Annotated in this window: 22 protein-coding genes; 13 read left to right on the forward strand and 9 right to left on the reverse strand. The window is 47.3% G+C overall.

Annotated features, from left to right (window positions below; translation table 11 throughout):
- The 4 genes from BKN38_RS00005 to BKN38_RS00015 all read left to right on the forward strand — a co-directional run.
- On the forward strand, positions 1–583 hold a 583-nt coding region (locus tag BKN38_RS00005; RefSeq protein WP_070957629.1), incomplete at its 5' end, for a hypothetical protein.
- Between the two features lie 122 nt (positions 584–705).
- Entirely contained in the window at positions 706–831 is a 126-nt protein-coding gene (locus BKN38_RS11545) for a hypothetical protein (protein WP_256325494.1), read from the forward strand.
- 134 nt (positions 832–965) lie between these two features.
- Positions 966–1,628 (forward strand): sugar O-acetyltransferase, encoded by a 663-nt coding sequence (locus BKN38_RS00010; RefSeq protein WP_233712836.1) that lies wholly within the window; start codon positions 966–968, stop codon positions 1,626–1,628.
- Between the two features lie 974 nt (positions 1,629–2,602).
- Positions 2,603–3,703, forward strand: a complete 1,101-nt coding sequence (locus BKN38_RS00015) for an NAD(P)-dependent alcohol dehydrogenase (protein ID WP_066457321.1) — start codon at positions 2,603–2,605, stop codon at positions 3,701–3,703.
- Here the strand turns inward: BKN38_RS00015 and BKN38_RS00020 are convergent.
- Positions 3,683–3,931, reverse strand: a complete 249-nt coding sequence (locus BKN38_RS00020; protein ID WP_066457220.1) for a hypothetical protein — start codon at positions 3,929–3,931, stop codon at positions 3,683–3,685. The genes BKN38_RS00015 and BKN38_RS00020 overlap by 21 nt on opposite strands.
- Before the next feature lie 403 nt (positions 3,932–4,334).
- Between BKN38_RS00020 and secA the strand changes: the two genes are divergently transcribed.
- From secA to BKN38_RS00045, 4 genes are all read left to right on the forward strand, one after another.
- Positions 4,335–6,953: a preprotein translocase subunit SecA gene (gene secA, locus BKN38_RS00025; RefSeq protein WP_066457323.1), complete on the forward strand. Its 2,619-nt coding sequence runs from the start codon at positions 4,335–4,337 to the stop codon at positions 6,951–6,953.
- Between the two features lie 240 nt (positions 6,954–7,193).
- Positions 7,194–8,627 (forward strand): FtsX-like permease family protein, encoded by a 1,434-nt coding sequence (locus BKN38_RS00030; RefSeq protein WP_082942622.1) that lies wholly within the window; start codon positions 7,194–7,196, stop codon positions 8,625–8,627.
- A gap of 163 nt (positions 8,628–8,790) precedes the next feature.
- A complete protein-coding gene (locus BKN38_RS00035) occupies positions 8,791–9,036 on the forward strand; it encodes an RNA-binding protein (RefSeq protein ID WP_066457221.1) in 246 nt (81 codons plus the stop codon).
- Positions 9,037–9,862: 826 nt separating this feature from the next.
- Positions 9,863–10,495, forward strand: coding sequence for an alpha/beta hydrolase (locus BKN38_RS00045; protein ID WP_066457225.1), 633 nt, complete (start codon positions 9,863–9,865; stop codon positions 10,493–10,495).
- Positions 10,496–10,674: 179 nt separating this feature from the next.
- Here the strand turns inward: BKN38_RS00045 and BKN38_RS00050 are convergent, their stop codons facing one another.
- The 6 genes from BKN38_RS00050 to BKN38_RS00075 form a co-directional block, all read right to left on the reverse strand.
- Positions 10,675–12,150 (reverse strand): patatin-like phospholipase family protein, encoded by a 1,476-nt coding sequence (locus BKN38_RS00050; protein ID WP_066457227.1) that lies wholly within the window; start codon positions 12,148–12,150, stop codon positions 10,675–10,677.
- A gap of 149 nt (positions 12,151–12,299) precedes the next feature.
- Positions 12,300–12,770 (reverse strand): phosphatidylglycerophosphatase A, encoded by a 471-nt coding sequence (locus BKN38_RS00055; RefSeq protein WP_066457334.1) that lies wholly within the window; start codon positions 12,768–12,770, stop codon positions 12,300–12,302.
- Positions 12,771–12,967: 197 nt separating this feature from the next.
- Positions 12,968–14,590: a hypothetical protein gene (locus BKN38_RS00060; protein WP_066457230.1), complete on the reverse strand. Its 1,623-nt coding sequence runs from the start codon at positions 14,588–14,590 to the stop codon at positions 12,968–12,970.
- Positions 14,591–14,749: 159 nt separating this feature from the next.
- A complete protein-coding gene (gap, locus tag BKN38_RS00065; RefSeq protein ID WP_066457239.1) occupies positions 14,750–15,730 on the reverse strand; it encodes a type I glyceraldehyde-3-phosphate dehydrogenase in 981 nt (326 codons plus the stop codon).
- 58 nt (positions 15,731–15,788) lie between these two features.
- A complete protein-coding gene (locus tag BKN38_RS00070) occupies positions 15,789–17,597 on the reverse strand; it encodes a glucosyltransferase domain-containing protein (protein ID WP_066457241.1) in 1,809 nt (602 codons plus the stop codon).
- A gap of 382 nt (positions 17,598–17,979) precedes the next feature.
- Positions 17,980–19,269 (reverse strand): glycosyltransferase family 2 protein, encoded by a 1,290-nt coding sequence (locus BKN38_RS00075; RefSeq protein ID WP_233712837.1) that lies wholly within the window; start codon positions 19,267–19,269, stop codon positions 17,980–17,982.
- 231 nt (positions 19,270–19,500) lie between these two features.
- Between BKN38_RS00075 and BKN38_RS00080 the strand changes: the two genes are divergently transcribed.
- Positions 19,501–19,827, forward strand: a complete 327-nt coding sequence (locus BKN38_RS00080) for a hypothetical protein (RefSeq protein ID WP_143000167.1) — start codon at positions 19,501–19,503, stop codon at positions 19,825–19,827.
- A 326-nt stretch (positions 19,828–20,153) separates the two neighbouring features.
- A complete protein-coding gene (locus BKN38_RS00085) occupies positions 20,154–21,344 on the forward strand; it encodes a cytochrome-c peroxidase (RefSeq protein ID WP_082942628.1) in 1,191 nt (396 codons plus the stop codon).
- A gap of 300 nt (positions 21,345–21,644) precedes the next feature.
- On the opposite strand, the gene BKN38_RS00090 is transcribed toward BKN38_RS00085, so the two are convergent.
- Positions 21,645–22,106: a hypothetical protein gene (locus BKN38_RS00090; RefSeq protein WP_066457252.1), complete on the reverse strand. Its 462-nt coding sequence runs from the start codon at positions 22,104–22,106 to the stop codon at positions 21,645–21,647.
- 45 nt (positions 22,107–22,151) lie between these two features.
- A complete protein-coding gene (locus BKN38_RS00095; protein WP_066457255.1) occupies positions 22,152–22,904 on the reverse strand; it encodes an SDR family NAD(P)-dependent oxidoreductase in 753 nt (250 codons plus the stop codon).
- A gap of 208 nt (positions 22,905–23,112) precedes the next feature.
- Between BKN38_RS00095 and fliW the strand changes: the two genes are divergently transcribed.
- From fliW to argC, 3 genes are all read left to right on the forward strand, one after another.
- Positions 23,113–23,502 (forward strand): flagellar assembly protein FliW, encoded by a 390-nt coding sequence (gene fliW / locus BKN38_RS00100; protein ID WP_066457258.1) that lies wholly within the window; start codon positions 23,113–23,115, stop codon positions 23,500–23,502.
- The gene (locus BKN38_RS00105; RefSeq protein ID WP_066457260.1) at positions 23,502–24,797 is read left to right on the forward strand and encodes a UDP-N-acetylglucosamine--N-acetylmuramyl-(pentapeptide) pyrophosphoryl-undecaprenol N-acetylglucosamine transferase; all 1,296 of its coding nucleotides are present in this window, start codon (positions 23,502–23,504) and stop codon (positions 24,795–24,797) included. Before fliW ends, BKN38_RS00105 begins: the two co-directional genes overlap by 1 nt.
- A gap of 113 nt (positions 24,798–24,910) precedes the next feature.
- Positions 24,911–25,993 (forward strand): N-acetyl-gamma-glutamyl-phosphate reductase, encoded by a 1,083-nt coding sequence (gene argC, locus BKN38_RS00110; protein ID WP_066457263.1) that lies wholly within the window; start codon positions 24,911–24,913, stop codon positions 25,991–25,993.
- Positions 25,994–26,005 lie beyond the last annotated feature (12 nt).

A 26,005-nucleotide genomic window follows, 5' to 3' on the forward strand; every position in this document is an offset into this window, starting at 1 on the left:
GTTTCATTGGGGATGGGAAGGCATGTTTAACATTAATCTACTTAATAACTTAAGATTTTACCCTACGATACATGCTGAAGATACCCCATTTGGTATAATACTTTTTGCCAAAGCAAAACAAATCAAAATATTAAATAAGCAATTGGTTATTCATCGTATTCGCTCGGGATCTGGTTGTGAGCACGATATAACTGAAAATTCTCCGTTACTTACTTATTCATCTAGCCTTACAGATATGGTATTTGCGCTAAAACAAAGATCTTCTTATAAATTTTACTACATGCATTATTCATATTTATATGTATGTGTGGGGCTTATTGATTTCATAGGAACGCTATCAAACACTCCACTTAAGGATAAAATAAAATATTTTATTATAAATCATGCGAATGAGGCATTTAGAAGCTTGTACTATGATGAAAACCCACGCCACACTAGAGAGCTACTAAAACCACTAAAGCCTTATATGCAAAAAGTTGACAATAGCGTAAGAATTGCATACTTCGCTCCAAGATTATATAAAATTCTAAAAAAGACCAAACGAATATTAAAAAATGTTGGCGCGTTAAAAAACAACAGCTAAAAGCATCGTAAACATGACAGATTATGGGTGTAAAATTTAAAAAATTAATATTTAAAATTTTTACAGATGACAATATTAAGTTGTGCAACAGTAATATTTAGTATTCTAGATTATGGATTTTTGTGCGCGCGATTGCTCTAGAATCTATCTTGCAGAATCTGTTTGGCGGATTTCATTTGGTAGAGCTTTGGCTGATTTTCGTTGGTAGATTCTCGTGGGTAGATTCTCGCGCTTTGGCTAGAATCTAAGTTTTGCAAGACTTGGAAAATATAAAAACCATAAAGATAAAATTGCTTTTGCTTCCATATTTTACTTTTACCTCTTGACAGATAGCTACTATCATCCTTTATAATCGCATTTTATTTTACCACAAGGAGTTTTTATGAAATCAACACATAATGCAAAATCTGCTAAGGTGGCGCAAAATGCAAAACAACGAGGCGCAAAACAGCAAGACATAAAACAACAAGATGCGAGCCAAATGGATATTTTCGCGCGCGATTTAGCGGGGCTGCTGGTAGATTCTAAGGAAAAGGATTTTCACCAAATCCTAGAAATCATCCACAACGCCCAAAAACTCATCGCCAAGCTAAACACCGGCTACCACAGCCCAGAATCCGCGCGCGAGATTTTGAGCGAGCTTTTTGGCGCGCGCGTGGATGAGAGCTGCTGGATTCTGCCGCCATTTTACACGGATTTTGGGCGCAATATTCGGCTTGGCAAGGGCGTGTTTATCAACCAAAACTGCACTTTTATGGATCGCGGCGGGATAAATATCGGCGATGAGTGCTTCATCGGCCCGCGCGTCAATCTCGTCACCATCAACCACGACTTGCAGCCGCACAAGCGCAGCATCACCTACTGCAAGCCCATAAATATCGGCGCTCGCGTGTGGATGGGCGTGGGCGCGACGGTGTGCGCGGGCGTGAGTATCGGCGAGGGTAGCATCATCGGCGCTGGCGCTGTCGTGACAAAAGATGTGCCAAGCGGCGTCATAGTCGCCGGCAACCCCGCTAGAATCATCAAAGAGATACCAAAAGAGTAGGGGTATTTTAAAGGCGCGTTTTGGCGCGTTTGTGTGAAGCCAAAACGCACATTGCTCAAATTCTAGGGCTATATCTTGTCATCATTACGAGCATAGAGGAGTAATCCAGAGAATGAAAATCGTAAGGCAGTTTTTAAAATCTGAAAACCAAATGCCACCTTTCTTCTAATGCTTGATTTGTCTAAATTATTTTTTTGGGATTCTGTATGCTTTTTTACATTTTGCTCTTGATAGATAGCTACTATCATCCTTTATAATTCAAAACATCAAATACCATTTGGCAGCAAGGCTAAAAAGAAAGAGGGAGAGAAAGCCCAAACCAAACCCAAACCAAAGAGGAAAGGAAAAGAGAAAACACAAGCCCCCAAGAGAAAAAGAAAGGGGAATGAAAGGGGACGCTTAAACCCAAAAGAAAGCAAAAAATCTAGAGGCGGAATCCAAAATCTAGAATTCAGAATCTAGAATCCAAAATCCACAGCATCCAAAAGCAGAATCCACAATGCAAAATCAAAGATTTGCAAGCCTAGATTCTGCGATACCTAGAATCTAGATTCTAGCCTTTATCATAATTTCTCAAATCTTGCTTCTTTCCCAATCTCGCTTTTTTCTCAATTTTTCTTTTTTCTCAATTTCTTTGGCTTTGCGCGCATTTTGGCATTTGTATCAAATCCAAAGGAGTCATCATGAAAAATGAAAGCAGAAGGGCGTTTATCAAGACAAGCGCCAAAGTCGGAGGCGCAGCACTCGCAGGCATCGCTACACTTAGCCAATTCTCACCCCTGCAAGCTGCCAAAGCAGAATCCGCGCGCAAAACCACCGCGAGCAATGCAAATAACACAAACAGCGCAGGCAGTGCAAACAGCGCAAGCGCTACAAACAGCACCAACACCGCCAGCAGTATAAACGCCAACACCACCGCCACAACGCCCACACCAGCTAGCACAGCCACCAAGCACGCAGCCGAGCAAGAGCGCATGCTAAGCGCGGCGAAGGCAAACGAACGCATCCCTGCCTATGGCTACGCATCTAGTGGCGATTGGCGATTCTCCCCTGTGCGCTTCAGCCGCCACGCCATGGGCGAAAACGACATATTGATAGAAATCCTCTACGCAGGGATTTGCCATAGTGATTTGCACGCGCTAAAAGGCGATCACGGCTTGCCGCGCTACCCTATGGTGCCCGGACACGAGATAGCTGGCGTCGTGCGCGCGGTAGGCAGCAAGGTGAAAAAATTCAAAGTCGGCGATTATGCAGGGATTGGCTGTATGGTGGATTCTTGCGGGGAGTGCGAGGCGTGCAAGCGCAGCGAAGAGCAGTTTTGCACCAATGGCAAAACTGTCTTCACCTACAATAGTAACGATGTCTTCCATGATGGTGAAATCACGATGGGCGGGTATTCTAGCAACTATGTCGTGAGCGAAAAATTTGCTATCAAAGTCCCAAAAACCGCACAAATTGAAAAAGTAGCACCACTGCTTTGCGCTGGCATCACGACTTATTCGCCCATACGATTTAGCAAGGTAAAAAAGGGCGATAAAGTCGCTGTCGCGGGCGTGGGCGGACTAGGGCATATGGCGGTGAAATACATGGTAGCCCTAGGTGCTGAGGTCACGGCGTTTGACATCGTAGCTAGCAAAAAGGATGCGGTGCTAGCGCTTGGCGCGAAACGCTTCGTCGATGTCAATGACAAGGCGGAGTTTGGCAGCATCAAAGATGAGTTTGACTTCATCATCTCGACCATCCCCTATCAATACGACATCAACGCCTATCAACAAATGCTAAAAATGTATGGCGAGATGGCGATAGTGGGCTTGCCAAGCCATGCTGATGCGCCAAAGCTTGATAGCAACGCGATGATTTGGAGCTTCCGCCGCAAAATCTATAGCTCACTCATCGGCGGTATCAAAGAGACGCAAGAGATGCTGGATTTCTCCGTGAAAAATGGCATATATCCAAAAGTGGAGATAATCACAGCGGATAAACTCGATGAGGCTTATCAAAAAGTCGCTGCTGGCAAGGCGGATTTCCGCATCGTCATCGATATGAAAAAGAGCCTAGATAGCGTGAATGGGTAAGGCGCGCGATTTTTGCAAAGCTCGTGTTTTTGGCAGATTCTGCGCTTTTGGATAGTGCTTGTGTTTTAGCGCGAGGATTGCGTTTTTGGTAGCTTCATACGACTTTGGCGCGGGCTTTGTGCTTTGGATAGTGCGTGCGCTTGGCGCTAGCTTGTATTTTTGGCAAGGTTTGCACTTAGCACTAGAATCTAGACTTTTATTTTTGGATTCTTGGTTTGTTATCGTCAAACTCGCTTTACTAAAATTTGTAGGCAAATTTTACTTACAACAACCAAATATTTCTGTAAAGCAAATGCTTTTTGCTTGGGTTGTGAGGCTTAAAGACATTTTTACATTATTTGCAATATAATGCCCTGCTGAAATGCGCTTGAATCCACGCGCGCAAGCGCAAAGCAAGTTGCAAAATAAGCACAAAGCGCATGCAAAACAAACGCAGACAAAGCAAAAGCGCTCAATAGCACCAAAAGCAAAAAGCAAGCAAGGCGCGCTGCAAAGCACCTCGCAAGCACCTTGCAAGGCGCCCACAAAGCACTTAATGCAGAGCACCTTGCAAGCATATGCCAAGCGCCCAAAGTGCCTATATAGCGCCGATTTGCCCCACCAACGCAAACTACACAAAAAAGGTCTTTTGATGTTTTTATCTATTTTTGGCACACGCAATGACAAACTTATCCGCAAATACAAAAAACGCGCTGACGCGATAAACGCGCTAGAATCCACTTACAAAGCATTGAGCGATGATGAGCTGAAGGAGCGATTTGCTGCGCTAAAAGAGCAGGTGGCAAATGGCGCGAGTCTGGATTCTGTGCTAGAGGATAGCTTTGCTATCACGCGTGAGGCGAGCGTGCGCACGCTTAACATGCGGCATTTTGATGTGCAGCTTATCGGTGGTATGGTGCTAAATGATGGGCGTATCGCTGAGATGAAAACGGGCGAGGGCAAGACGCTTGTCGCCACGCTTGCTGTGTGTCTAAACGCGCTAAATGGCAAGGGCGTGCATGTCGTGACGGTGAATGACTACCTAGCAAACCGCGATGCCAATGAGATGTCGCCGCTGTATAATTTCCTAGGATTTAGCGTAGGCATCATCACTGGAGCGCTGAAAAATGATGCCGAGCGGCTTAGCGCGTATGCTAGCGATATTGTCTATGGCACGAATAATGAGTTTGGATTTGACTATCTGCGCGATAATATGAAATACGACTTAGAATCCAAAGTGCAAAAGCACCATGCCTATGCCATCATCGATGAGGTGGATTCTATATTGATAGATGAGGCGCGCACGCCGCTTATCATCTCTGGACCCGTGAGTCGCAAGATGGAGAGCTATCAGAGTGCAGATAGCATCGCTAAAAAAATGCGCGCGCAAGAGGATTTTAGCATCGATGAAAAAAATCGCGTGATCCTCATCACAGAATCTGGTATCAAAAAAGCCGAAGAGCTCTTTGGCGTGGAGAATCTCTATAGCATCGAAAATGCCGCGCTATCCCACCACCTAGACCAAGCACTGAAGGCAAACTATCTTTTTGCCAAAGACAAAGACTATGTTGTGCAAGAGGGCGAGGTGGTGATAGTCGATGAATTTACCGGCAGGCTAAGTGAAGGGCGGCGCTTTAGCGAGGGGCTGCACCAAGCCATAGAGGCAAAAGAAGGTGTCAAAATAAAAGAAGAAAGCCAAACGCTAGCAGACATCACTTTCCAAAACTACTTCCGCCTTTATGATAAGCTCGCTGGGATGACGGGCACAGCGCAGACAGAGGCGACAGAGTTTTTGCAGATTTATAACCTAGAAGTCATCTCCATACCTACCAATGTCCCCATAATGCGAAAAGATCTAAACGATCTCATCTACAAATCCGAGCGCGAGAAATTCCAAGCAGTGATTGGCAAAATAAAAGAGCTGCACGCCAAAGGGCAGCCGGTGCTCGTAGGGACGGCGAGTATCGAAAAAAGCGAGGTTTTGCATGAGCTTTTGAAAAAAGAGCGCATCCCTCACACAGTGCTAAACGCCAAACAGCACACCAAAGAAGCAGAGATCATCAAAGATGCCGGTGTGAAGGGCGCTGTGACTATCGCTACAAATATGGCGGGGCGCGGCGTGGATATCAAGCTCACAGATGAGATAAAAGAGCTTGGGGGGCTATATATCATAGGCACCGAGCGGCATGAAAGCAGGCGGATAGACAACCAGCTGCGCGGGCGCGCGGGGCGGCAGGGCGATCCCGGAACTAGCCAGTTTTATCTAAGCCTTGAAGATGCGCTTTTGAGGATATTTGGCAGTGATAAGCTAAAGGGTATCATGGAGCGGCTAGGGCTAAAAGATGGCGAACATATAGAATCCAGCCTCGTCACGCGCTCCGTGCAAAACGCGCAAAAAAAGGTGGAGAATCTGCATTTTGAGTCGCGCAAACATTTGCTAGAGTATGATGATGTGGCAAATGAGCAGCGCAAAAGCGTGTATAAATTTCGCGATGAGTTGCTGACGCCTGATTATGATATGAGTGAGCGCGTGCGTGATAACCGCGCCCTAGCACTTGCTAGCACTATGGAAAAGGCGCAGGCGCAGGATTCTATCGAGTATGATTTCGATGCGCTTTCGGCGGTGCTGAAAGAGGATTTTGGCTTTGAGATAAGCGCGCAAGAGCTAGAATCCATAGAATCTAGCGATGAGAATCTGCAAGAGTGCCTCCAAAGCAAGCTAGAAAAAGCGTATGAAGACAAAATGTCGCCTATCACCGCACAGCAGCGCAATGAGATAGAGCGCATCATTTATCTGCAGATTTTGGATAATATGTGGCGCGAGCATTTGTATGCGATGGATACGCTAAAAACAGGCATCGGGCTGCGCGGGTATAACCAAAAAGACCCGCTTGTCGAATACAAAAAAGAAAGCTACAACCTTTTCATGGAGCTGATAGAATCCATAAAAATCCAAGCGGCAAAAATGCTGCAATACATCCAGCTGCAAGATGACAGAGACTCTGCGGAGCAAACACAAGAGATAATAAGCGATCTCGAGACGCCAAGCGCGGAGCTTGTGACAAACAAAGAGGCGATAGAGGAGAATCTAGAGGTGGAGGATTTTGGTATGGCGCGCGGTGGCTCTGGTGGTGCGAATTTTGGCGCGGCTGGTGGCGTGAGCGGCGGCAAAAAGGTATCGCGCAATGATCCATGCCCTTGTGGAAGTGGCAAAAAATACAAGCTTTGCCATGGCAGAAGCGGACCAAAAAAGGGTATGCTGGCGAATTAGATTCTGGTTTTTGCTTGTTACTGGCGCGTTATTTTAATGATTTTTGCTTTTTGGCTAAATCACAGAATCTAGATTTGTGGGCTTTTGGATTTGCTAGAATCTTGATTTAGATTCTAGTGCGATTTGGGCGCGATTTGGCTTAATTGAGCGCAGAATCTAGATTTTGCCATATTTGTTTGGCGCGCTTAGAATCCAAACCGCGCGAAACTTACAGAAACATAACAAATAATCGGAGCGGTTATGATACATAACAAAAAAAATAACACATCAGGCCAAACAAACAAAATAAGCAAAACAAGCCAAAATAGCGCAAATATCGCAGAATCTACTTCCGCCCAAAGCGCGCACAACGCCAAAAATACCCAAGCCGCGCGACCCACAAAAAGCACACATAACGCACAAGCCACGCAAACCGCGCCACAACCCAAACATCACCAAAATACCCCCACCCAAAGCATCGTCTCCTTCCTCCACAAGCGCTTTTTGCGCTTTGATAGAAGCCAGCCATTTATTTCTATCACCGCGATTTTGGCATTTCTAGGCATTGGCATAGGCGTGATGGTGCTCATCGTCGCGATGGCTATCATGAATGGCATGAGCAAAGAGTTTGAAAAGCGGCTTTTTGTGATGAGCTATCCGCTGACGATGTATCCGCTCGATAGGCGCGGCATCACGGATGCAACCTTGCAGCAGCTAGAATCTAGATTTCCCAACTTCACCTTCAGCCCCTATCTCTACACGCAAGCCGTCTCGCGGATAAATGACACGATGGAGGCGGCTATAGTCTTTGGCGTGGATCCGGCGCGCGAGGCACGGATAAACTCCGTGTATGCCAAAGCTATAGAATCTAGCGGCACCTTAGAGCGCTTGGAAGCGGATAGATTCTCTATCATCATCGGTGAAAGCGTGGCTAGGGCGAATTTTTTGGAGCATGGCGATAAAATCACGCTGTATTTTACCAAGCTTGAGCCCACCGGACTGGTGCTAAGCCCTGTGATGAAGCGATTTAATCTACAAGGCGAGTTTAGCTCGGGGATCGGCGCGTATGATAGCGCGTATATGTATACGAGCCTTGATGCGCTCGCACGGATAAAAAACATCGATAATGGATTCTACGATGGCGTGCATATCGCATCAAAAGAGCCGATGAAAGATATCGAGGCGCTGCGTGAATATCTGCGCGAGATAGGTGTGAATGCTGCGCTTGAAGGCTGGTGGCAGAAAAATGCCAATCTCTTTGCGGCGATGGATCTAGAAAAGCAGGTGCTTTTCATCGTGCTGATGCTTATCATCCTCATGGCAAGCCTCAATATCATAAGCTCGCTGTTAATGGTTGTGATGAATCGGCGCAAAGAAATCGCGCTATTGCTTAGCATGGGCGCTAGCAAACAAGAGGTGAAAAAGACATTTTTCTTGCTAGGCGTTACTATCGGGCTTGGTGGCATCGTGCTTGGCGTGGTGCTGTCATTTGTGGCGATGTGGATTCTAGCGACTTTCCCTATCATCAGCCTGCCTGCGGATGTGTATGGCACAAGCCAGCTGCCTTTGGATTTGTCTGCGTTTGATTTTGGCGCGACTATTTTGGGCGCTATCATCATCGTGTGCCTATCATCCTACTACCCCGCCAAAAAGGCTTCGCAAATTGATGCGCTAAGCGTGCTTAGAAACGAATAATCATCGCTTGAGCGCGCGGGGGTTTCAATAAACTTTAAGCACAAAAAGCCTATGATTAAGCACTTCTAATTGTAACTTTGAGCTTAAGCCTGCATAGATTCTCCGAGACTTTGTGAGCTATCTCATTGCCGCATTTTGGAGAATCTATTTTTGGAGATTTAAGGTGAAAAGTATTTATGTTGGCAATCTTCCATACTCTACGACAAACGAGGATATGATGGAGCTTTTTGGTAAGTTTGGTGCGGTAAATTCCGTGAAACTTATCAGCGACCGCGACACTGGCAGGGCTAAAGGTTTTGGCTTTGTAGAAATGGAAGATGCGAGCGCGCTAGAGGCTATTAGCGCATTGGACAATACAGAGTTTATGGGAAGAAAACTTCGCGTAAATGAGGCAAATCCGCGCAAATAAGCGCCAAGCTTTTTGGTGGCGGCGCGCTGGCGGCTTGCTGGATGCGCGTTTGTATTTGATGTGCGTTTGCGCTAAGTGCGTGCTTGTGTGCAGGCGTCTTGTGTAAATGCGTGTAGCTTGTGAAGCACGCGAAATGCGAAAATGCGCCAGATGTAGCCGATACGCAAGGCATTGAAATCGCGCCATTTGGTGCGTTACACGCTAGATATGCTCGCGATGCTTGCAATGCGCTTGTGTAGTCTCGTAGTCGCTTGTGGTTCATGGGCTACCTGTGGCTTATGAGTTGCTTGTAGTGCTCGTAGCTTTGCAGATTTTGCAGAGTGGCTGACGCAATATCTAGAATCTAGATTCTGGGTAGCAAAAGCGCCAAGCAAAAGAGGGCTAAATAAGCTAACATAAGCGCAAGCGCGCCTAGAATCCTGCTAAGCGCCACTAAGCACTGCTTATCCAAGCAACTACTCACTAAGTAACTGCTCTTGGATTCTGCCTTTTGTTTTGTTTTTTGGTTTTTTTGTTTTGGGCTTTGTGCGTTTTTGATTTTCAAATCGCTTTAGCTCGCCTCGTTTTTATCCATCGCTTCTATCCTCTACTTCTATCCATCGCCTCTACCCCTTACTTCTATGCATCGCTTCTGCCCCTACTTTTTGGACTTTTTAGATTTGCGTAGTTTTTGCTTTTGCTGCAAGCTTTGCTAGCTCATTTTGGCATCACGCGGTGCTTGTTTGCCCTTTGGATTCTGCATTTTTTGAGATTTTTATAGCAGATTCTGCGCTACTTTGCTATTATTTGCTTGATTTTTTGTATTTTTATTGAAGGACTCGCGATTATGGCTAGATTATCAGACGCCTCACTAGATTCTGCCGCGCCTTTGCTGGAGGGCAAAAAGATTTGCATCATACATGGTTTTGACTCGCATCCGCGCAAAAATTGGTTCGCTTGGCTCGCTGGCAAATTGCGTGAGGAAGGCGCTATCGTCGATATCCCAGCCCTCCCCACGCCAAGCGCGCCCAAAGTCGATGAGTGGATACTAGCCATACAAGAAGCGATGCGAGGGCTTGGCAGCATCGATGAGGAGAGCTATTTTGTCGCGCATAGCTTAGGCTGCATCGCCACGCTTAGGGCGCTAGAATCCATGCGCGCGCAAGATACCAGCACGCGCATCGGCGGGATTTTGTGCGTGGCTGGATTCTACGAGCCGCTGCCGATACTGCCAGAGATTGATGATTTTACCAAAGCGCCTTTGCAAGCGGAGCAAATCATCGCCACAGCGCGCAAAAGGGCGGTGCTGGCGGCTGATGATGATGAAATCGTGCCTGTGAAATGGAGCGAGAATCTAGCGCGCGCGATAGACGCAGAGCTCACAAAAGTGGCGAAAGGCGGACATTTTATGGACTCTGATGGCTTCACGAAGCTCCCCATCGCGCTAGAAATACTCCACTCGCTAGTGAAGAAAAAATAGCACGTCAAATGTAAAAGTAACGCATAGATTTTGGTGCTTTATTATTGGATTTTGTATTTTATTTTATTGTCGCATTTTTGGCTTTGGTGGGCGCCCTTTGTTTATGTAATTGCAAAATGAGATTGAAATTATCGCGTTGGCATAGCAATATTTGCAGAATCTGGAAGTAAAACAAGAATCTAGATATTTAGCATGAGTTCGAGGAGGACGCAGGCACTTATGGGGGCGCTTTTGTCATCTAGCAAATCAGCGTTTGGCTTGTAGTCTAAAAGCTGCTTTTTGAAATGCGAAAACTTCGCCCCGCCTGCCATTCCAGCCATCATATCTAGCATAAAATCTAGCGCGCCTTTTTCGCCGGACTTCTCTTGAGTTTTTTCTTGGGTTTTTTCATAGGCTTTTTCATTGCTCTTTTTGCTAGCCTTTGCGCCCGCTTGATTTGTCGCTATTTGTGTGCTGGATTCTGCGCTAGAATCCACTTTGCCGCCAGCCAAGCCTCCAGCGCTAGATTCTAGCACCTTGCCAAACTCGCCGCTTTCAAAATGCGCGCTAGCCTTTGCCAAAACCTCGCGCATATCCCATATTTTGGTGCGCTCGTATTGGCAGATCTCCATGTAGGATTCTGCGAGCAAAAATAGCACATCCTCCCAGCCTACTTTTGGGGCTTTGTGGAAATTGGCAAGGCTTAGCAGCCTGTCGCAAAATGGCGTTTGTGAGGTGATTTTAGAGATTAAGCCGGTGTTTGCCAGCTGTGCGCCAAGCCTTGCTGTGATGGTGGAAGGCGAGTAGTTTTTGCTGAGCTCTTGGGCTAGGATTTGTCGGATGAGTGTCAGTATTTTGGACTCTAGCGCGCTATCGATGCTGTCTTTTGCGAAGCAGTATTTGCGCCCTTTGAGCCTGCCAAAAGCGCGCAGTGTCTCGATGTAGCCAAGCCTTATGTTTTGCGCGATGGCGGCTGGCTCGAAGTCTAGCATTGTGCCTAGGTAGCTTGAGGGCTTGATGTGCGTGACTAGCGGGTTTGTGTCGTAGCGGCTTTCAAACTCTGGGTTTAGCGACACGGCGATGACGCTCTCCGTGCCCATTTTGAAGGCAAAATCAATAGGCACATTGTCATAATATCCGCCATCGATGAAGCTTTTGCCGCCAAACTCGCATATCGGAAATGCCGGGAAGCAAGACGCGGAGGCTAGCACCCAAAGTGTGAGCAGGTCTTTTTGTATCTCGCTTTTGCGCACTTCATGGGGCGTGAGGCTTGGGACTTCAAGCGTGACAAGGCCAAAATCTATGGGTGAAGATTCTAGCCTCTCCCAGTCTAGATATTTGCTCATTATCGCTTGCAGGGGCGTGGTATCCATGCCTTTATTCTGCGCGTAGGATTTAAGAAAAGGCATGATTTTTTGTGTGTTTGAAAAATAATAATCCAAATCATGCGTGAGATTTAGCCCATTTGATATGACTTTTTCGACACTTATTTGCTCCCATAGCCCGCGCGCTTTGTGGAAATCGCCCTGTGCGATGAGTGCGCCATTTAGCGCACCAATGCTAGTGCCAACAACTATATCAAAGCTAAATCCAAGCTCTAGCAACGCCTCATACGCGCCCACTTGATACGCGCCTTTTGAGCCACCACCGCCTAGCACCAATGCTTTTTTTGACATAAAAATCCTTAAAAATAAAATCTAGAATCTAAAAATAATTTGGCATAAAAAATGCGTGTGTGAAAATAAAATTAGATTCTGGTTGGGTTTGGGCAGAATCTAAATCTGTAACCAAGCGCCCAAAAACGCAAACACAAAACGCAAGCGCGCTAAAACAGCCAAAGATTTAGCGGGATATTGGCGTATCGGCAAAGCGCGATGAGCGCTAGAGAGGCGATACCAGCGACAAGCCCCGCGATAAAATCATCGCCCACTACGCCAAGCCCGCCTTTGACATCGCGGTCTATTTTGCCAATGATTGATGGCTTCCAGATGTCAAACACGCGGAAAAGCACGAGGGCTAGCGCCACGCCAAGCACGCTAAGCCCAGCCATCGCCATCGCCACCCACACGCCCACAAGCTCATCGATGACTATCCAGCTTTCATCATGGATGCCGGCTTCTTGCTCGTGCCTATCTATCGCGCGGATAGCCAGCGCGCCAAGCAGCAGTGCTAGCAAAAATAGCGTCTGCGTGGAGTAATACAAAATCGGCAAGCCCAAAAATACGCTTAACACGCTGCCTGCGGTGCCGGGTGCTTTGGGCGATTTGCCGCTGTATAGGACGCTTAGGAAGAGGATGCGGAGGTGGTTTGTTTGGGGGACTTGGGGGGTTTTGGGGGTTTGCGTGGCTTGCCCTGCTTTAGCGGCTGGCGCAGATTCTGATTTGGTAGAATCTAGATTCTGGTTTGCTGCGCCCTCTATTGTTTCACTCCGCGCGCTTGGTGTGGATTCTAATGCGGATTCTGGCGCATTTTGCGGTGTTTTGTCTGCTTGGCTCATTTGGATTCTGCCTTTTTGTCGTGAAACATTTCTTTCAAGCGCTTTTTGCCAAACTCGACTCCGGGCTGATCGTAAGTGTTTATCAAAAGCCCCGCACCCACGCATGAAGTCAGCAGCTCAAAATACGCAATCAGCGCGCCCAAATGCCACTCATCAAGCCTATCTAGCGTGATAGAATCTAGCGGGATTTTTTGGCTTTGTAGCGTCTCTTGTGTGGCTTGCTTTTGCATATTGAGTAGGCGCAAAAACGGCGTCTCATTGACAAAATCGGTGGATTCTAAAAAGGGCAAGGAGAGTGGCGGGATGATAAAGTCGCTAGAATCTGTTTTGAAAGATTTTGCGCCAGAATCCGCTTTGCTAGAATCTATTTTGGCCAAATCCGCGCCTTTAGATTCTAGCGCAGAATCCGCCTTGCCAGAATCCACTTTTCTAGATTCTGCGCCTTTGGTTTCTATATTTACAGCCTCATCCCACGCGCTCTCTTTCAATGACAAAAAGCTCACAAACTTATCGCGCTCGCCCTGCACGATGAGCTGCAAAAACGAGTGCTGATCGATGCTCCCCACCAGCGCGATAGGCGTAAGCCCGGTGTGCTTGCCATGTTTATCAAGCTTGCCAAGGCTCTCGCCCCAAAGCTGCACGAACCATTTGTTTATATCGCTAAACACGCTGCCATAGGCAAATAGCACGCTCATAGGCAGCGATTTTTGGTGCGCTAGCAAAAACTGCGCTTTGCGTAAAATATGCTCCTCGCGCCTAGCAAAAAAGCCCTCCATCATCGCTCTAGCGCCCTCCAGCAGGGCTTTAGCATCATATCCTAGCAGACACAAAGGCAGCACGCCCACAAGGCTAAGCACCGAGAATCTACCGCCCACATTTTTATCGATGCAAAGCGCCTCGATACCGCATTTTTGCGCGAAATGCAGCAGCGGCGAGTCGTAGTCGGTGATGCAGCAAATATGCTCTGTGCGCTTTAGCAGGTCATAGCGCGCGATGAGGTATTTTAGCAACGATGAGGTCTCGATGGTCGTGCCGGATTTGGAGATGATGATGAAATGCGCGCGCTCGATGCCGATGCGCTCGATATGGGCTAGCACTCTAGCACTTTCAAAGGGGTCGGTGTGCTCTAGGAAATGCAGGTTGCGCGCGGGTGTGGTGTTTTGGGTAGTATTTTGTGTGGCGTTGCGTGCGATATTTTGGCTGGCGTTTTTTGCGCTGGATTCTGGTGTGCTAGATTCTGATTTGCCGGATTCTAAGTCGCCGGATTCCCATTTGCTGGATTCTTTAGTGGCGTTTGTCGTGCAAAAATCCGCCGCGCCAAAGCGCGCCCTAAGCGCAGAATCTAGCGCCCTAAGCCCAAGCGAGCTTCCGCCCACGCCCACAACGACTATATCGCTGATGCGCGAGAAATGCGCTTCGTGGCGCTTGATGTATGCGAGCGATTGGCTTATCGCGCTTTCATCAAAGGGGAGTTTGTAATATCCGCTTGTCTCTTCATCGCGCTCTTTTGCTATGGCGCGAAAAATAGATTCTATGTCTATTTGGCTAGCAGGCGCGCCAGAATCCAGCGCCAAATCCCCAGAATCCACCTCATCATAAAACGACTCAAATACAATCATCCTTCCCCCTTAAATATTCGCGCAAAGCTCAAATCTAGCCTTGCGCCAAAATGCCAAAACATTAAAAGCGCGCCAGAATCTAGATTCTAGAATCTAAAAATCTCAAAAATCCAGAATCCAAATCACGCCACAAAAACCCAAAAATCCCAAAAAGTTTAATTAATGCGTCAGCGCATATACGCTCATATCCACAAGCCGCGTAGAATAGCCCATTTCATTGTCATACCATGCTAGGATTTTTAGGAAATGCGAGCCTATCATCGAGGTTTTATCAGGCACGATGATAGCGCTATAAGGCGTGCCGATGAAATCGCTAGATACGCACTGCTCATCATCGACATAGAAAATATTTGGCTGCTTTTTTGCCATGCTTCTGAAAAGCTCGTTTATCTCATCTTTGCTAGCTGGCTTTGTGAGATTTGCGCTTAGATCCACGAGGCTTACATCAGGCGTTGGCACGCGCATCGAGTAGCCATTAAACTTCCCGGCAAGCTCTGGGATGACAAGTGCCACAGCTTTGGCAGCGCCCGTGCTTGTGGGTATCATGCTAAGTGCGGCGGCACGCGCGCGGCGCAAATCTTTGTGCTTGACATCAAGCAGATTCTGGTCGTTTGTATAGCTATGGATCGTCGTCATAAGTGCAGATTCTATGCCATAGGTGTCGTTTAGCACTTTTGCGATGGGTGCTAGGCAGTTGGTGGTGCAAGAGGCGTTTGAGATGACGCTTTCGCCTTTGTAGCTTGCCTCATTTACACCATAGACAAAAGTGGGCGTCTCTTCGGCGGGTGCGGAGATGATGACTTTTTTGACATTGCCTTTTATGTGTGCGCTTGCTTTGGCGGCGGAGTTAAATTTGCCGGTGCATTCTATCACGCCTTGCGCCTCGCCAAAATCTAGCGCGCTAGGGTCGCGGTCGCTTAGGATTTTGACGCGCTTTTGCTTGTCGATTTGTAGGGTGTTGTCATCGATTTTGTGCGCGTCGTATTTGCCATGGATAGAGTCGTATCGCAGCAGGTGAAGTAGCGTATCGATGGGCGCTGTGGAGTTTAGCGCGACAAGCTCGATGTCATCTCGCTGCCCGATGATGCGCGCGGTGCATAGCCCGATGCGCCCGGTGCCATTTATCGCTAGTTTTATCATGTTTGCTCCTTTGTTGTGTGGTTTGGGTTGGGCTTTGCGCCTTTTGGTTTTTTGGATTCTATTTTTTAGATTCTGGCTTTTGCGCCGCCTGCTCTAGATCCGCTTGCGCCTGCGCTTCTTTTTCTAGAGCCTCTTGCTCGAGCGCTTCTTGCTCTTCTCTTATTTCTTGATCGTATTCGTGTATATATCGTTCTTTGCCTTTAAACTCAATAAGAGCGCAGTGCGGATACACCTCTATGCGATGATAGATATTATCGATTAGCTTTAGGCGCTTGCCGGCGGTTTTTGGATCACAGCGCGGATCTTCTTTGAGCGCGTTAAAATCCTCTGTTTCAGGCGTAGTTTTAAGCTGCTCTTCAGGCACCTCGCCCCAGCCATAGTGCTTCATCGCCGTTCTTACCCAGTATTTGGTGTCCGTAATCGTCACAAGGCGCTTCATTATCGGATAATGTTTTGAAGCATTTTCAAGTGCTGGCGAAGCTGTCACCCAGCCTTTGATACGATAGAGATAATTATCCGCGTCCGCATAGCGTGGCGTGGCATTTACGAGATCATTCAGAAGCACGGTTAGGCGGAATTTTTGGTATTCATTTTGTTGTGAAAGTGCGTTGCCATAGGAGTTTGCAAACACCACCATCGACCAAGAGCAAAAGCCAACAATCACTGCGCTTAAAATATAAAACGCCCTTTGAGGCAGTGGGCGGGAAACATAGCGCGTGGAGTTGGTGCGGGATTGATCTTTTTGCTTATACGCCCAGCCACGCCACGCACTCACCACATACACGCTAAGCGCCGCGACAAATAGGCCGATACCGATAAACGCACGCGGGCGCGTAAGCGGCTGCTCTAGCACAAGATAGGTGCCATAGCTCAAGCAGATTCCTATACTTAGCACCGCAACAGCTAGGATGAGGGAGAGAATCTTATTTATCCGCGCTTGATACATCGCAGATATGATAAAAAACCCAAGCAACGCCAGCACGCAGATTTTCACCCCTGCCAAGCCAAAGTCGCTCCAAAGGTAGTTTAGATACATATCCATATTTCGCAAAAAGCCACTAAGCAAATCGCTGCCCTTTAGCATCGCGGTGCTTGCTTGAGAATGTGAGTTTTCATGCATGATGAAAAATTTGAAAATGCTAAGCGCGATGATATAGTTTAGCGCAGAAACACCTATAAAAGTAAAAGCCTTTTTCACGCCGGCATTTGTTTGGTTAAACATCAAAAACGCAAAAAATAGCACCAAAATCACTTCAATCCCGCTACTTGCTTGATAAGTCATACACATGCCAAGCGAGCAGAGAATGGAAACCGGGATATACGCGCGAATGTGGTGGATAAACACAAAAGGGATCACGCTGAAAAGCACGCTTAGCGCCATATAAGGCGAGTCGTATTTAAAGGATAGCTCCTCGAGGAAGTAGGGCGAAAGCCCAAGCGGAATAGAAGCGATGATGCCAAGTGTGGTTAGGCGCTTTTTGTAAGGAAGCTCGCTAGATTCCCAATTAGAATCTTCATTTTTCCAAATAACCTCGCGCATGCTCCACACCAAAATAAGGCTCGCAAAGCTTAAAAATGCAATCGCCACAAGTTGGGTGAGCGGCGAAACATCAGACAGCACAGAATCCATATGCATAAAGGTAGAGAGAAACCAGCTAATATAGCGCGAGAAATTCTCCCACTCTTTATAGCCGATAATCGCGCGGTTCAAATCATCGATATAATACACATCTGCGCGGATAAGGCTCAAAATCCCTAAGCCATAAAGGCTAAAGGCGATAAGAAAATACTTCCAAAAACCTTGCGTGTGGAAAAACGCCCAAGAGGCGACTTTAAACTCCCTAAACGAGCGGGATAAGATATTCATACTAGGCTCCTTTTATTGATTTTGTGTCGTTTTAGCGCGAATAATCGCTTTTTCTGCCACCTTTTTTTAAGGTTTGGGGATTCTAGCGCGGTGGCTTTGGAATCTTTAGAATCTAAACCATTGCAAAGATTCTAAAAATGGATTGCTTCGCTACCGCTCGCAATGACAAAAGAACAAAACCCTGCGCGTCTGTAAAAACCTCGCAATGGCAACCCTGCCCCCGCAATAGACGCACAAGATTTGGCGTCATTGCGAGATTCGCGCTAGCAATGACAAAACGCCGCGCGTCATTGCGAGGAAGCCAAAGGCTGACGAAGCAATCTAGGCTTTTAAATCCGCTTTTTTGGCAATTTTTACATTTAGATTCTGCATCAAACTCCTTTTATGGATTGCCACGCTCCACTGCGTTACGCTCGCAATGACTATCAGAATCTAGCGCAGATTCTGCATTTTTATGGATTGCTTTGTCGCTTCGCTCCTCGCAATGACTGCTAGAATCCGCATTGCTGCCAGCCACAGCGCCTCCACCATTTTTTAAACTTGCGCTATTTTTTCTTGCGCGACTTTCTAGGATATAAATCGGGCGCATTTTCACCTGCTCGTAGATTCTAGCGATATATTCACCTATCACGCCCAAAAGCATCAGCTGTATCCCGCCGATGAAGGTGATGACGACGATGAGGCTTGGATAGCCCGGCACTGGGTTTCCATACATGATGGTGTCTATAATGCGATAGATTCCATACAGCACAGCAAAAACAGAAATGAGCGCGCCGATGACAAAAGCGATACGCAAAGGCATCGTGCTAAAGCTCACAATCCCTTCAATCGCGTATTTAAACAGCTTCCAAAAGCTCCAGCTGGAACTCTCCTTGAAATGCGGGATATACTCATATTCCAAACACTCGCGCTTGAAGCCCACCCACGCAAACATCGCCTTTGAGAAGCGATGATACTCTTTCATCTCCAAAAGCGCATCGATAACCTCCCTATCCATAAGGCGGAAGTCGCGCACGCCGGATTCTATTTTTACTTCAGAGATCCAGTTTGAAAGCTTGTAAAATGCCTCGCTTAGGGCCGCGCGGATTTTGGATTCCCCAGCGCGCGTGGTGCGGCGCGCGTAGATGACTTTGATTTCGCGCTTAGAATCTAGCCAGATTTTTATCATTTGCGGGATCAGATTTGGCGGGTCTTGCAAATCCGCATCAAGCAGTATCACGCCCTCCCCGCGCGCTTTTTGCAGTCCTGCTAAAATCGCGGCTTCCTTGCCAAAATTGCGCGAAAAGGAAAACACGCCGATTTCACATTCTTTTTGCGCGCTTTGTGCGCCTAGATTCTCGCTTTTTGGCGCATTATTTTGCAATGCAGCATTTTGCAGTCCCTCATTTTTGCTTTGCAGAGAATCCAAAATCTCCAGCGTCCTATCCTTTGAGCCATCATTGACAAAGATTAGCTCATAAAATGGCGCGTTTTTTGGCAAAAGATTGTGACTAGCAAGCAGGCTTTTTGTCTCATGCATCGTTTTTGTAATCTCATCATAAAATCGTGGCAATGAAACCTCTTCATTGTAGCAAGGCACGACGATAGAGATGATGGGTAGAGGATTTTTATAGGCGGGATTTTCTTGACTAGGATTCATAAGCAAACTCACAAAATGAGATGCGCCAAGCATCAATCATGCGCGCTAAATGTGCTAGGCTAGAATCGTGCTGGGCGATAAAGGCAGAATTGTAATAGATGCTGACAAACAAAGATTAAATTGCAAAAAGCAAATGTTTGGGATTTGGCGATGCGACAAAAAATACAAACTTTCTTAAATAAATCATCGCCAAAAATTAACACAAAAATAAAAAATAATTGCTATAATGCGCGTTTCAAAAATTCTAAATCAAAGGTTGCAACAATGGCAAACGAACAAAAAACAGTAGTGAAAATGAGCAGTGGCAGCAGCGGGCTTTTTGGCTTGATTTTGGCACTAATCTTTGGTCCTCTTGGCGTTTTTATCTCATATTGGTTGATAGCCAAAAATAGCTTGATACGAAGCATCATTTATGGTGTGGTTTGGTTTATAGTGCTTGCTATCTGTGCAGTTAGTATGTATATCATCATCGGTTTTGTGCTGCTTCCTATCGCGTATATAGTGATGCTCGTGATGACTTACAAAGCGTGCAGCGCGCAAGAAGTAGAGATATTCCAAACAACTACTACAGAATCTAATCAAGCACAATAATATCGCAATATTTTGGCGCGATTAGCGCTATAAATTCTACGCTAAAGGCAAGGAGACTAAGGAGCAAGACAAAATGCTTCATCCCTTGCTTTTAGAACCTTTCTTTTATTTCTATCTATAAACTTAACTTTTTGCTTCTTTGGACTCTAGGCGTTATTTTATCGATATTTTTGTGCTTATTTTGTTATAATGCTACTTCTTTTTATTATGGAATATTTGCAAGTAAATCGCAAAAAGTGGCGGCTGTCTTTTTGAAATCTTGGGATTTGGCAAAAATTATGGCTAGTGGGAATTATGCTTAGCTGGGAATATGGTTGGTGGAAAATATGAGCGGTGTTTTTGGCGTTTTTAGATTCTGCGCTTTGTTTGTTTTTGTGGCGTTTGCTACGATAGCCAGCGGTGCAGAATCTAGCGCGCAAAAAGACTTCGATTTGCCAAAAGATATCGCCAAACTCCGCGCCTCATACCTGCGCCCCTCATCCGAGTGGATAGCACCTCATATAGATTTTAGTTTGATTGGCGCGGATTCTGCCCAAAACGCAGAATCCAAAGGCGCAAAATCCAAAAACGCAGATTCTGGCGTGTCATATCGCGAGCTTGCACCCCTTCCGCCCGCCCCTCCCTATCCAGAATCCAACCCCTACACCAAGCAAAAAGCCGAACTTGGCAGGAAGCTTTTCCACGACCCAAAGCTCTCCAAATCCGATCAAATCGCCTGCGCCTCATGCCATGACAAAGAGCTAGGCTTTGGCGATGGGCGGCGCGTGAGCTATGGGCATGATAGGCAGCTAGGACGCAGAAACTCGCCAAGCATCATTATGAGCGCGTTTGGTGAAGAGAAGTTTTGGGATGGCAGAGCAAAAAGCCTAGAAGACCAAGCATTGATGCCTATCATCGATCCCAAAGAAATGGCGTATGATCCCAAAAAAGCCGCCAAAAAGCTTAGCAAAATAGCATCCTATCGCGCGGATTTCAACGAAGCCTTTGGCACACCCAAAATCACGCAAGAGCGCATAGCGCAAGCCATTGCCACTTATGAGCGCTCGCTCATGCCGCGTGCTGGCAAGTTTGATAGATTTTTGCAAGGGCAGGCGGATGCGCTCAATGATGAGGAGCTCTGGGGACTGCATCTTTTTCGCACCAAAGCTAGATGCCTAAACTGCCATGATGGCGTGGAGATGAGCGATGGCAAATACCACAATCTAGGGCTTACTTATTATGGGCGGATGTATGAGGATTTGGGGCGGTATGAGGTGAGTGGAGATCGTCGCGATGTGGGGCGGTTCAAAACGCCTAGCCTGCGCGGTGTGAGCCGCAGCGCGCCATATATGCATAATGGCTTGTTTCCAAACCTAAAAGGCGTCATCAATGCCTATAATGGCGGGATGTTTCGCCCAAGACCCACAGCAGAGCAGCAAGATGACCCGCTTTTCCCCACAACCGATGCGCTGCTAAAACCACTTGGCTTAAGCGAGGCAGAAAAGCGCGCACTCGAGGCGTTTCTCATGACGCTGTGATTTGCGCGCTGTAAATTGCAAATAATGCTGTGATTTGCACTATAAAACCGCGATTTGTGCGCTTATCAATTGCGACTATAAAGCAGAATCTAGATTCTAATCAAACGCAGAATCTAAACCGCGCCAAAGTCATGCAAACCACAAAACCGCGCTAGATTCTAGCACACGCCAAAACACCAACACAAGCTACCAACCACCGCCCGCCAGAATCTAAAATCTAGCAAAAATCCAAAACCCCTCGCCTGCCTCTTTAAGCCATTATAACCCCCTTAAGCCACCAGCCTGCCAGCTCCTCGCCCCCTACCCCTTCAAACTAATCTCTTGCGATTCTAGCAGGCGTTTGGATTCTTTGTTTATCGTGTATTCTTCATCATAGGCTTTTTGCACGACAGAGCGCACGATTTGCAGTTTCGAGGCGTTTTTCTCGCCTTGTAGCATATCAAGCGCGATACCATAGAGCTGTATATCATGCGTGATTTCTTCAAACATCCTATCGCGCGCGCGGATATAAAGCCCCTCATTTGAGAGATACTCCGCCACCTCCACTTCCACGCGCTCATACACCACATGCGCCATGCCTGTCTGCTTGACGCGGTTATTTATGATTTGTTTGGCGATTTCTAGCTGTTCTGTCATCTCATTGCGCCCCATATACACAAGCACGCTTACGATGAGAATCAGCGCATCGATATCCGCGCCAAGCGAGCGCGTTTTCCAGCGGATGATAAATTTTTGGATTCTGGAGAAGTGCATTTGCGACATTTGATTCCTTGAGAAATTTTTGGATTCTATTGGATTTTTTAGAAGCTATCCTTTATAGACATTTAGCGCGGTGGGGGCTTGGCAAGTAGGCATCATCTCTAATCGATTGATATTTACATGCATAGGCAGATGCGCCACCCAGCACACCGCCTCGGCGATATCTTGCGGGGTTAGCGGCGTAGCGCCCTCATAGACAGAATCCGCCTTTGCCTTATCGCCTTTAAAGCGCACGAGTGAAAATTCGCTCCCCCCAGCAAGCCCCGGCTCGATATCACTCACGCGGATATTTTTGCTATACAAATCCGCGCGCAGATTTAGGCTAAACTGCTTCACAAACGCCTTCGTCGCGCCATACACGGTGCTTCCGGGATATGGGTAGCTGCCGGCTATTGAGCCTATGTTTATGATATGCCCCTTTTTGCGCGCTACCATAGATGGCAGCACAAAATGCGTAAGCCGCACGAGTGCTAGCACATTTACCTCTATCATGCGCTCCCAATCATTTATATCACACTCCTGCGCGGGAGCGAGCCCTAGTGCAAGCCCTGCGTTATTTACCAGCACATCTATATCCCAGCCACGCGCTTTTAGCGTAGAATCTAGCTTTGGCTTTAGCCCTTCTATATCGGTAATATCATGCGCGATGATGGCTAGATTTTGCTCGCCTAGCTCGCTTTGCAGGGATTCTAGCTCCTCTTTTCGGCGCGCGGTGGCGATGACTTTGTCGCCATTTGCTACAAACTTTTGCGCGCACGCTCGCCCAAAGCCCGCTGATGCGCCTGTGATTAAAACTACCATGTGGATTCTCCTTTATGTTTTTGGGTTTTTTGGGCTTGCTTGGCAAGGATTTTGTGCTTAGATTCTAGTATTTTTACCCACTTTTTCCTGCCATTTCGCCCGCTATTTTGCCACTATTTTTTGCTCGCCACAAAGTCGCTGATTATAGCGCATTTTTGGCATAACTTTTGCTTAATCACTAGCCAAATATCACTTTTAAGGAGAGCCTATGACTTATCAGATAAAAGCGCCGATTTTGGGGTTTGAGCATATCACAAGCGTGGATTTTATGAAGCTTGATGATTATTTTGCAAAAATTTCTAGCGCGGACAAAAGCCTAGAAATGATGCTTGTCAATCCCTACATGCTACGCGAATACAGCTTCACCATACCCAAATATATAGAGCTGCTTTTGGGGCTTGATGCGGATGCCAAAGTGGAGGTGTATTGCATCGTGGTGCTGCAAAGAGACATCGAAGAGTCCATGGTGAATTTCCTAGCGCCACTCGTGTTTAACACCAAAGACAAGACCGCCGCGCAAGTCGCGCTCTCGATGATGGATTATCCGGATTTTGGGTTTAAAGACACGCTGAAGTCCTTTTTGCTCCAAGGCGCGTAATGATCGTAATAACCGGTGGCGGCACAGGCGGGCATCTCTCTATCGCACAAAGCCTTGGCGAAGAGCTAAGGAAGCGGGGCAAAAAAGCGGTGTATATCGGCTCGCTTAGCGGGCAGGATAGAGCGTGGTTTGGGGATGCTGGGGCGGATTCTCGCGCAGAATTTAGTTTGGATTCCGTGGATTCTGATGCTGGTGTGAAATCTGGCGCAGAATCCAGCGCGCAAAATTCTACCAACGCAGGCTCTACCAACGCAGAATCCACCAACGCAGATTCTGCCGATACAAACTCCACCGCGCTTTTTGAAGCCTGCTATTTTCTGCCAACTTCTGGCGTGGTAAATAAGCGCGGGCTATCCAAGCTCGCCTCGATATTCGCACAACTTAGCGCGCTTCAAAAAGTGCGCGAGATTTTCAAACGCCACAAAGTGCGCGCGGTGATAAGTGTGGGCGGGTTTAGCGCGGGACCTGCGAGTATCGGCGCGATAGTTTTTCGCAAGCCACTTTTTATCCACGAGCAAAACGCCACGATGGGCAGGCTAAATGAACTCCTAGCACCTTTTGCCAAGCGCGTATTTAGCGCGTTTAAAGAGCCTTTCACGCCCTATCCTATCAAGCAAGAAGCCCTGCAAAAGCGCAGAATCCGCAACAAGCTAGAATCTATCATTTTCATCGGCGGCTCACAAGGCGCAAAAGCGATAAATGATGTAGCCCTTGCCCTTGCTCCCACGCTTTTAAGCCGCGGCATATCTATCACACATCAATGCGGCGCGCGGGATCTAGCGCGCGTGCGCGAGGCGTATCAAAAGCTGGGATTGCTGGATAAAATCACGCTTTTTGACTTCAGCAAAGAACTCATCAGCTACCTTGTGCGCGCGGATGTGTGCGTGGCGCGCGCTGGGGCTAGCAGCGTGTGGGAAAACGCAGCACTCGCTATTCCCACACTCTACATCCCCTACCCACATGCGGCGAAAAATCATCAAGCAAGCAACGCGCAGTTTTTCGTCTCGCGCGGTGCTGGCGCGATGATTTTGGAAAGGGATTTGCAAAGTAGCTTGCAGGGAGATTTGCAAAAAGATTTGAGCGCGGATTCTGGTGCGTTAGAATCTAGCAAAATGGATTCTGCGGATTCTGCAAAATTAGATTCTACTAAAAATCCCGTGCTAGATTTTATCGACTCTTGCACGCCTAGCATGCTAGAATCCACCTCACAAGCACTCGCAAGCATGATAAACATCAATGGCGCAAGCGTCATCATCGATGAGGTGCTTTCATATCTTGGCGCATCGCAAAACTAGATTCTGCTAAAACCCAGAATCCACATCCGCCCAATCTATGTTTTGCGCGCTTTAAGCGTGCAGTATAAAAACTTTTGCTATAAAGCAAGCTTATTTAGCGACAAAGGGTTTTTATGATAAGAGTAGGGATTTTGGGCGCTAGCGGATACGCGGCAAACGAGCTCGTGCGACTGCTGCTAGGACACAAAGAAGCGCAAATCATTTGGCTAGGCTCACAAAGCAGTGTCGGCAAACCCTACCACCAAAGCTACCAAAACTTTTTCAAAATCCTGCCACTATCATGCATCGATGCCAGCGCACTAGAGGCGCTATGCCAAGAGATAGATGTCTTATTTTGCGCCACTCCGCATAATTTCTGCGCCAAAATCCTCACGCCAAAAATCCTAGAATCCACTAGAGTAATCGATCTAAGCGCGGATTTTCGCATAAAAGACGCTGGCGTTTTTGAGCAATGGTATCACGACAAGCACGCAAACCCAGCCCTCCTAGAATCCAGCGTATATGGGCTAAGCGAGCTAGCACGCGAGAGTATCGCCACCGCGCGCCTCATCGCAAATCCGGGCTGCTATCCCACATGCTCTATCCTAGCCCTAGCCCCCCTGCTAGCACGCGGCATCATCGAGCCTCAAAGCATCATCATCGATGCGAAATCCGGCGTTTCTGGTGCTGGGCGCTCTAGCAAGGTAGATTCTCTATTTTGCGAGGTGAATGAGAATTTCAAAGCCTATGGAATCGCCTCGCATCGCCACACGCCAGAGATAGAGCAAGCCCTAAGCGACATTGCCCAAACGCCCATAAACATAAGCTTCACGCCACATCTCATCCCTATAAATCGCGGGATTTTGGCGACTATCTATGCGACGCCAAAAAATATAGATTCTACTAAAAATTCTAGCACAAACCCCGCCCGCCCGCTAGATTCTGCCTCTTTGCGCGAGATTTATAGAGAGTTTTATGAGGGCGAGTTTTTTGTGCGCGTGCTAGATGAGGGCATGAGCGCGCAGACGCGCTGGGTGGAGGGGAGCAACTTCATCGATATCACGCCCTATGTCGATGCGCGCACGAATCGCATCATCATCACCGCCGCGATAGACAATCTCATAAAAGGTGCCGCCGGGCAAGCAGTGCAAAATATGAATATCGCCTTTGGTCTGCCAGAATCCACCGCGCTAGAATCCGCGCCCATTTTCCCATAGGCAGCCACATGC

The sequence above is a fragment of the Helicobacter sp. CLO-3 genome, from assembly GCF_001854545.1.
GTDB lineage: Bacteria > Campylobacterota > Campylobacteria > Campylobacterales > Helicobacteraceae > Helicobacter_B.

Bases quoted from the DNA above. Each gene is read 5' to 3' on its own strand.
- BKN38_RS00010 (WP_233712836.1), top strand. From the start codon at position 966: ATGAAATCAACACATAATGCAAAATCTGCTAAGGTGGCGCAAAATGCA.
- BKN38_RS00015 (WP_066457321.1), top strand. From the start codon at position 2,603: ATGCTAAGCGCGGCGAAGGCAAACGAACGCATCCCTGCCTATGGCTAC.
- secA (WP_066457323.1), top strand. From the start codon at position 4,335: ATGTTTTTATCTATTTTTGGCACACGCAATGACAAACTTATCCGCAAA.
- BKN38_RS00030 (WP_082942622.1), top strand. From the start codon at position 7,194: ATGATACATAACAAAAAAAATAACACATCAGGCCAAACAAACAAAATA.
- BKN38_RS00045 (WP_066457225.1), top strand. From the start codon at position 9,863: ATGGCTAGATTATCAGACGCCTCACTAGATTCTGCCGCGCCTTTGCTG.
- BKN38_RS00050 (WP_066457227.1), bottom strand. From the start codon at position 12,150: ATGTCAAAAAAAGCATTGGTGCTAGGCGGTGGTGGCTCAAAAGGCGCG.
- BKN38_RS00060 (WP_066457230.1), bottom strand. From the start codon at position 14,590: ATGATTGTATTTGAGTCGTTTTATGATGAGGTGGATTCTGGGGATTTG.
- gap (WP_066457239.1), bottom strand. From the start codon at position 15,730: ATGATAAAACTAGCGATAAATGGCACCGGGCGCATCGGGCTATGCACC.
- BKN38_RS00070 (WP_066457241.1), bottom strand. From the start codon at position 17,597: ATGAATATCTTATCCCGCTCGTTTAGGGAGTTTAAAGTCGCCTCTTGG.
- BKN38_RS00075 (WP_233712837.1), bottom strand. From the start codon at position 19,269: ATGCTTGGCGCATCTCATTTTGTGAGTTTGCTTATGAATCCTAGTCAA.
- BKN38_RS00080 (WP_143000167.1), top strand. From the start codon at position 19,501: ATGGCAAACGAACAAAAAACAGTAGTGAAAATGAGCAGTGGCAGCAGC.
- BKN38_RS00085 (WP_082942628.1), top strand. From the start codon at position 20,154: ATGAGCGGTGTTTTTGGCGTTTTTAGATTCTGCGCTTTGTTTGTTTTT.
- BKN38_RS00090 (WP_066457252.1), bottom strand. From the start codon at position 22,106: ATGTCGCAAATGCACTTCTCCAGAATCCAAAAATTTATCATCCGCTGG.
- BKN38_RS00095 (WP_066457255.1), bottom strand. From the start codon at position 22,904: ATGGTAGTTTTAATCACAGGCGCATCAGCGGGCTTTGGGCGAGCGTGC.
- fliW (WP_066457258.1), top strand. From the start codon at position 23,113: ATGACTTATCAGATAAAAGCGCCGATTTTGGGGTTTGAGCATATCACA.
- BKN38_RS00105 (WP_066457260.1), top strand. From the start codon at position 23,502: ATGATCGTAATAACCGGTGGCGGCACAGGCGGGCATCTCTCTATCGCA.
- argC (WP_066457263.1), top strand. From the start codon at position 24,911: ATGATAAGAGTAGGGATTTTGGGCGCTAGCGGATACGCGGCAAACGAG.